General features: G+C 70.1%; 8 protein-coding genes. 3 read left to right on the top strand and 5 right to left on the bottom strand.

Going from position 1 to position 6,940, the window contains the following annotated elements; translation table 11 throughout:
* Window positions 1-52 precede the first annotated feature (52 nt).
* The gene (locus VGX25_RS32495; RefSeq protein ID WP_326921792.1) at window positions 53-1,546 is read right to left on the bottom strand and encodes a S8 family peptidase; all 1,494 of its coding nucleotides are present in this window, start codon (window positions 1,544-1,546) and stop codon (window positions 53-55) included.
* A 155-nt stretch (window positions 1,547-1,701) separates the two neighbouring features.
* Between VGX25_RS32495 and trpS the strand changes: the two genes are divergently transcribed.
* Window positions 1,702-2,709, top strand: coding sequence for a tryptophan--tRNA ligase (gene trpS, locus VGX25_RS32490; RefSeq protein WP_326921791.1), 1,008 nt, complete (start codon window positions 1,702-1,704; stop codon window positions 2,707-2,709).
* A gap of 55 nt (window positions 2,710-2,764) precedes the next feature.
* The gene (yhjD, locus tag VGX25_RS32485; protein ID WP_326921790.1) at window positions 2,765-3,775 is read left to right on the top strand and encodes an inner membrane protein YhjD; all 1,011 of its coding nucleotides are present in this window, start codon (window positions 2,765-2,767) and stop codon (window positions 3,773-3,775) included.
* Here the strand turns inward: yhjD and VGX25_RS32480 are convergent.
* The 3 genes from VGX25_RS32480 to VGX25_RS32470 are packed head-to-tail and all read right to left on the bottom strand — an operon-like array spanning window position 3,734 to window position 5,599.
* Window positions 3,734-5,059 (bottom strand): D-alanyl-D-alanine carboxypeptidase family protein, encoded by a 1,326-nt coding sequence (locus VGX25_RS32480; RefSeq protein WP_326921789.1) that lies wholly within the window; start codon window positions 5,057-5,059, stop codon window positions 3,734-3,736. The genes yhjD and VGX25_RS32480 overlap by 42 nt on opposite strands.
* 43 nt (window positions 5,060-5,102) lie before the next feature.
* Entirely contained in the window at window positions 5,103-5,324 is a 222-nt protein-coding gene (locus VGX25_RS32475) for a methyltransferase family protein (RefSeq protein ID WP_326921788.1), read from the bottom strand.
* On the bottom strand, window positions 5,300-5,599 hold the full coding sequence (locus VGX25_RS32470; protein WP_326921787.1) for a hypothetical protein: 300 nt from the start codon (window positions 5,597-5,599) through the stop codon (window positions 5,300-5,302). The genes VGX25_RS32475 and VGX25_RS32470 overlap by 25 nt, the downstream gene beginning before the upstream one ends.
* 46 nt (window positions 5,600-5,645) lie before the next feature.
* Between VGX25_RS32470 and VGX25_RS32465 the strand changes: the two genes are divergently transcribed.
* Window positions 5,646-5,993, top strand: coding sequence for a hypothetical protein (locus VGX25_RS32465; protein WP_326921786.1), 348 nt, complete (start codon window positions 5,646-5,648; stop codon window positions 5,991-5,993).
* A 274-nt stretch (window positions 5,994-6,267) separates the two neighbouring features.
* Here VGX25_RS32465 and VGX25_RS32460 read toward each other — a convergent pair whose 3' ends face one another.
* Window positions 6,268-6,606, bottom strand: coding sequence for a hypothetical protein (locus VGX25_RS32460; protein WP_326921785.1), 339 nt, complete (start codon window positions 6,604-6,606; stop codon window positions 6,268-6,270).
* Window positions 6,607-6,940: the final 334 nt, after the last annotated feature.

The following is a 6,940-nucleotide window of genomic DNA, read 5'->3' as shown; positions in this document are numbered from 1 at the left end:
GGCCACCTTCGCGCGGTTGGAGTGCGCGAAGGTGGCCTTCGTGGCGATGGGGTTAGCGGGTGACCGCGTCGAGCGCGTCGACGAGGCCGGAGCCGTAGAAGCCGCGGCCCGAGACGTTGCCCTGGCAGGTGGCTAGCCAGGCGCCGTCACCGGTGGGGTCATAGGGGTTGGGTGGGCAGGCCAGGCGGTCGGCCTGGCGTTCCAGCTCGCGGATCACCCGGTTGCTGGGCCAGTCGAGATGGGTGCTGCGGATCAGGGCCACGACGCCGGCGGCGTGCGGGGAGGCCATCGAGGTGCCCTGCTTGTAGCCCCAGCCGCCATTGAAGATCGTCGACAGGACGCGGCCGTTTTCGTCCGGGGTGTCCGGGATGACCAGCGAGTCACCGCCGGGCGCGGCCACCTCGGTGTCGCCGACGCCGTAGTTGGAGAAGAACGACTTCTTCGCAGTGGCGCCCACCGACGAGACGCCGACCACGCCGTTGATCTCCTGCGGGAGCATCGGGCAGTCGTTGCCGACGGTGCGGGTGATCGGGGTCTGGTTGTTCGGGCTGCCCTCGTCGACGAGCTGGTGGGCCAGGTCCCAGTTGCTGTTGCCGAGCGCGGCCACGTTGACGACGTCGCGCCGGGCCGAGTAGTCGATCGCGCGGCGCACGCCCTCGGCGACGGCGCGCTGGTCGGCGTCGTCGCGGCACCACTTGAACCACGGGTCGATGAAGTACGAGTTGTTGGTGACCTTCATGTTGTGCTCGGCCGCCCAGATGAACCCGCAGATCGCGTACTCCGGGTAGATGAACCCGTCGTCGTTGACCACCTTCACCGACGCGATCCGCACGTTCGGCGCCACGCCGGCGATCCCGATGCCGTTGCGGGCCGCGGCGATCGAGCCGGCGACGTGCGTGCCGTGGTCGCTGGTGGTGGGCGCCCACGCGGCCGGCGCGGTGTCCGGCACGCCGTCGTTGGTGCAGCCGACCGAGTTGGCCGAGTCCAGGTTGGGCATGAGATCGGGATGGGTCGCCTCGATGCCCGAGTCGAGCACGCCGACCAGGACGTCGCGGCTACCGCCGGAGACGTTGTTGGCCGCGTCGGCCCGGATCAGCCGCATGTCCCACTGGTTCGCCGCGAGCGGTTCGGCAGCGGCGGTGGCCTTCATTCCCCGCGAGTCCGCCACGCCCACGGTCTGCTCGAGCTGGGCGCCGGCGAGCCGCGCGTCGGCGGCCGGCGCCGGAGGAATGAACTCCGCCAGCGCGCGGGACGCGCCGACTCCCTGCACCCCGGCCATCCGGCGCAGGGCCTGTGCGAAGTTGAGGCTGGGCGACGTGGCGATCACGACGCCGATCTGCCGCCAGCTCTGCACTACCGTCCCGCCCGCGGCCTCGATCGACTGCTCGGTCCTTGCCAGGCCCCCGCCCTGCGGGCCGAGCACCACGAAGTGCGCGGCCGGGGCGGCCGCGGCCGCCGGCTGGACCGCCACCGTCGTGAGCGCGGCCGTCGAGGCGAGCACGACGGTCGCCGCCGCCAGCCCGCGTAATCCATGTCTGCGTTGCACGCGTACCTCCATCAAAGCGCGGTGGCTGGCATCGTCGCCGGCCAGGCGAGCATGCGAGCCGGGCGGCAAGAACCTTTCACCAGGATCGGCGCCGGACAAGCCCCCGTACGGAGGTTCCTACGCGGGCGACCGGCGGCTTCTGGGAGAATCACGGTGTGCCACGTCCCCGCGTACTGTCCGGCATCCAGCCGACCGGCGAGTCCTTCCACCTCGGCAACTACCTCGGCGCCCTGCGCCAGTGGATCGCCCTGCAGGAGACCCACGACGCGTTCTACTTCATCGCCGACCTGCACGCGCTGACCATCGAGCACGACCCGAAGCTGCTCAGCGCGCGCACCAGGGCGTCGGTGGCGCAGCTGCTGGCGGTCGGCCTCGACCCGGATCGGGCCACGCTGTTCGTGCAGAGCCACCTGCCCGAGCACGCCGAGCTGTGCTGGGTGATGCAGTGCCTCACCGGGTTCGGCGAGGCCAGCCGGATGGTCCAGTTCAAGGACAAGTCGGCCAAGCAGGGCAGCGACCGGGTCAGCGTCGGGCTGTTCTCCTACCCGTCGCTGCAGGCCGCGGACATCCTGCTGTACCGGCCGCAGTACGTGCCGGTCGGCGAGGACCAGCGGCAGCACCTCGAGCTCACCCGGGATCTGGCCCAGCGGTTCAACTCCCGGTTCGGCACCGTGTTCACCCCGCCGGAGGCGTACATCCTCAAGGACGCGGCGAAGATCTACGACCTGCAGGAGCCGGGCGCCAAGATGAGCAAGTCGGCGTCCAGCCCGGCCGGCATCGTCGAGCTGCTGGACGACCCGAAGGCGTCGGCGAAGAAGATCCGCTCGGCGGTCACCGACACCGGCCGGGAGATCGTCTACGACCCGGAGAACAAGCCGGGCGTGTCCAACCTGCTGGTGATCTACTCGGCGCTGGCCGGCCGGACCGTCGGCGAGCTGGAGGCGGACTACCAGGGCAAGGGCTACGGCGACCTCAAGAAGGACCTGGGCGAGGTGCTGATCGAGTGGGTCACCCCGATCCGCGAGCAGGTCCGGTCCTATCTGGACGATCCAGCCGAGCTCGACAAGATCCTCAGCCGGGGCGCGGAACGGGCCAGGGAGGTCGCCGCCGGCACCCTGGCCACGGTCTACGACCACGTCGGGCTGCTCGCCCCGGCTCGCTGACTATCCATAGTGGACTCGCGTTGCGGCCCAACCGGATCCGGCTTAACGTCGGTGTGTGGGAGCTGAGGACGGCCGGCTGAGCAGGCTGCGCCGGCGGGAGAGCGTCAACCATCTGGTGCGGGCCGGCGGGGCGTACCTCGACCGCAACGGTGACCACTACGCGGCGGCAATCACCTACTTCAGCGTGCTGTCCCTGTTCCCGCTGCTCATGATGGCCTTCGCGGTCGCCGGGTTCATTCTGGCCGGCAACGACGCGCTGCTGCGGGATTTCCAGCAGAGCATCCTGGAGAACGCCCCGGCCGGCCTCGGCAAGACTCTCAACGACGTGATCAACGAGGCGATCAAGCAGCGCGGCACGGTCGGCGTGCTCGGCCTGCTGGCCGCGGTGTACTCCGGCTACGGCTGGATGACCAACCTGCGGGACGCGCTGAGCGCCATGTGGGGCCACGACTTGCCGGACCGGTCGTTCCTGCGCAAGGTGCTGTCCGACGTGCTGTCCCTGCTCGGGCTCGGCCTTGCGCTGCTGATCTCGTTCGGGCTCACGGCCGCGGGCAGCGGGCTGGGCAGCTTCCTGCTGCGCCTGGTGGGGCTGGCCGACGACGCGTGGGCGCTGTTCCTGTTGCGCGTCGGCACGATCGTGCTGGCGCTCGCGGCCAACTGGCTGGTGTTCCTCTGGGTGATCTCCCGGCTGCCCCGCCAGCGGGTGAGCGCCAAGTCCGCGCTGCGTGGCGCGCTGTTCGCCGCGATCGGCTTCGAGATCCTCAAGCAGCTGGCCACGATCTATCTCAACCTCGTGGGCGGCTCGCCGACCGGCGCCCTGTTCGGCCCGATCATCGGTCTGCTGCTGTTCGCCAACCTGGTGGCCCGGCTCCTGCTGTTCATCACCGCGTGGACGGCGACCGCCAAGGAGAACCTGGAGCCGGCGGTGCCGCGACCGCCCGCCCCCGCGGTGATCCGCCCGACCGTCCAGGTCCACAGTGGACCGAGGCTGCGCGACGCGGCCGGGTTGCTCGGCGCCGGCGCCCTAGCCGGCCTCTTCTGGGGTCGCCGCGCCCGCCGCCACTAGCGCCGCAGCCGCCCGGGCCCGGCGCCGCCGGAACCACAGGACGAGGGAGACCAGCACCGCCACGCCGGCGAACACGACGAGGGGCAGGCCGACAGTGCCGAACGCGGTCCGGCCGGACGAGTCGGGAGGTTCGGCCGCGGCCTGGTCGCCGCCGGGGGCCGGCGTGGCCGACTCCCCATGGCTGACGTCACCCTTGGGCTGCGCCTCCGGGGACTGCTCGACGAGCTGGCCGACCGGCCGGGCGCCCTCCTTGGCCAGCGCGAAGCCGTAGTCGAGCAGCCGGGCGCCCTGGTCGCCGAGCGGCTCGTCGCCGCGTTCCCCGCGCAGCAGCACCACGACCAGCCGCTGCTCGCCGCGCTTTGCCGCGCCGACGTAGGTGTGCCGGGCGTCGTCGGTGAACCCGGTCTTGCCGCCCAGGAACCCCTGGTATGAACCGAGCAGCTTGTTGTCGTTGTTGACCTTGAACGCGGGCTTGTTGCCGTAGCCCGGGAAGTCGATCTGCCGGGTGCTGGCGGCCTCGGCGAACTCCTTGTGCCGCATCGCGGCTCGGAAGATCACGCTCTGGTCGTAGGCCGACGTGGTCATGCCCGGTCCGTCCAACCCGGACGGCGTCGCCGCGCGGGTGTCCAGTGCGCCGAGCTCCTTGGCCAGGCGGTTCATCTTGTCCAGCGCCACCGGGATCCCGCCGAGCGCGCGGGCCAGCGCGTGCGCCGCGTCGTTGCCCGACCGCATAACCAGGGCGAACAGCAGTTGGCGCACGGTGTACTCGCCGTCGGGCCCGATGCCGACCTTGGTGCCTTCCTGGTTGGCATCATCCTGGTTGCCGATCACCATCATGTCCTGGCGCAGCTCGCGGATCACCACGATGGCCAGCAGCACCTTGATCAGCGACGCCGGCCGCTCCCTGGCGTGCGGGTCCTTGGCCGCGAGCACCGCGCCCGAGTCCAGATCGGCGAGGACCCACGACGCCGCCGTGATGGTCGGGAGTGGCTCGGTCGCGCCGGTCGGATAAATGAGCCCGCACTCGCCCATCCGGGCACCGCCGACCGGCTCCTCCGGCACCGGCAGCGGTTCCGGGCTGGGGCTGCCCGGCGGCGGCTCCTCCGAGGTGTCCACCGGCGCGGGCGGCAGCTGCCGGTTCGGGCAGGCCGGCTGCTCCGGTTGGTCCTTGTGTGGGCTTCGAGCCGCCGCCGACACGCCCGGTGCGGTGAACAGAGCGGCGATGACCAGGACAATCAGCGATACGACGAGGACGGGGCCTGACCTGCGAGCTGTGAAGCGCACGTGAGCAGACTAGGGCCCTGGATGGCGGGGCGTGCGCCGGCCCTCACTCTTGGGGCCGCCACGGACGTAGTCGCGGCACCCACGCCGGGACACCGCGCCGGTACTCGTCGTAGTCGTCCCCGAACTGTGCGCGCAAGCTCGGCTCCTCCACCCACCGCACGAACGCGGCCGTCGCCAGCCACACCGCGGCGGCGTATATCCACAGCGCGACCCGGCCGAGGATCAACGCCTCACCGATGATCACCGCGACGACGGCGAGGTACATGGGATTCCGAACAACCGGTAGAACCCGCCGACGACCAGCCTGGTCGGCGCGGCGACCGGCGCCGGCGTGCCGCGACCCTCGGTCACGAACCGCGCGAACGCGTGGACGAGCACCACGGTCCACGCCACCACCAGGAGCCAGCCGAGCACCTGGCCCGGCAGCCAGCCGGTGCCGGTGCGCCAGCCGCTGATCCACCACGGCACCAGCCCGGCCACCACGACGGGGGCCAGCACGAAGAAGAGCGCGCTGCCGATGGCCGCCGCGGATCTGCGCATGCCTCATCCTGCCGGTAGGTGATCGTCATGCGGTACGTTCTCGCCCGTGGGATTCGTACGGGACCTCCTGGTGTTCTTCCACCTCCTGGGCATGGCCACCCTCGTCGCCGCGTTCTTCCTCCAGCTCCGGATCGGCCTTGACGGCCCGCTGACCAAGGGCTGGCTGCACGGCGCCGGTCTCCAACTGATCACCGGGGTCGCCCTGCAACTCCTCGCCCCGCTCACCGACGCCGACTACGACAACGCCAAGCTCGGCATCAAGCTCCTGGTGTTGATCGTCCTCGGCGTCCTCGCGATCTTCTACACGGTCCGCGGCCCCGCCAAACGATGGGTCCCCATCACCCTCATCGCCCTGACGGTGGTCAACGTCGGCCTAGCCGTCTTCTGGAACTAGGCCACCTTCCTGATCAGCCCGCATACCCCGCCAGAGCCAAGGTGGCCAACGCCCGCACCAACCCCTGCAGCACAGGCCCGCCAAATCCTTCCCCGTGCCTGCTGTTCGATCAGAATGCGCCGTGCGACCCTGTCGTGCCCGGCTGCCCGCTCGACAGCAGCCAACCTCTGGTATGGCGTAGGTCCATAGGTGGAGGTGTGGCAGCGATTGATATGCAGCCACTGGCGCTCGGCGAAGGGACACCGGTCAAGCGTGTCCGCCTCAGCACGACATATCACAGTGGCGGGAATGAACTCCCAGCGCCCACACCGGCACGCTCGAGATACACAACTAGGCCGGGACCTCGCTCGATGACCGCATCGGGCATATCGAAATCGCCGCCGATGCGGGCGCCGAGCAGCCGCAGCGTACCGCTGTCGCCGGTGCCGGTGGCCCGGAACCCGTTGCGCAGGAACATGTTACCGTCGACGTGAAGCCCGTCCGCAAACAGGGCCGGGCCGCTCTCGTTGGCCAATTCCGCCTCAGCCATCAATTGGCTGCCGGTGATGGGGCCGCCGAGCAGCCGTATGGTGCCTCTCGTGCCGGCGCCAGTTGCCCGAAGCCCGTTGTACAAGGCCATGCTGCCTTCGAGGCGAAGCCATTCAGCGTTCAGGGCCCGGTCCGCAGTTCATTGGTCGGTTCCGCATCAACCATGGCGAAGCTGCGGTGATGCGGCTCCCTTGAGGTCAATTTCGCGGGGGTCGAGGTCGCCGTGGCGGCCGAGGAGGAGTTCACGGATCAGGTCGGCGGAGATGAGGTATCGGGGATCGTCAGTGTCAGCCGGTTCCTCCATGGGGAGGTCGCCGCAATTCAGCGGGCGCCTCGGGTGGCGTGGTCGATGAGCTCTTTTCGCGGGGCGTCACGGTTGGACATGTAGCCATGCCGCGGTGTCGGGGGAAAGGGTGGAC

This window comes from Actinophytocola sp. (genome assembly GCF_035942955.1).
GTDB lineage: Bacteria > Actinomycetota > Actinomycetes > Mycobacteriales > Pseudonocardiaceae > DASYTH01.
This window is presented reverse-complemented; position numbering and strand designations above follow the sequence as displayed.

Excerpts from the sequence above, each read along its gene's own strand:
- VGX25_RS32475 (WP_326921788.1), bottom strand. The coding sequence starts at position 5,324 with ATGTACCTCGCCGTCGTCGCGGTGATCATCGGTGAGGCGTTGATCCTC.
- VGX25_RS32470 (WP_326921787.1), bottom strand. The coding sequence starts at position 5,599 with ATGCGCAGATCCGCGGCGGCCATCGGCAGCGCGCTCTTCTTCGTGCTG.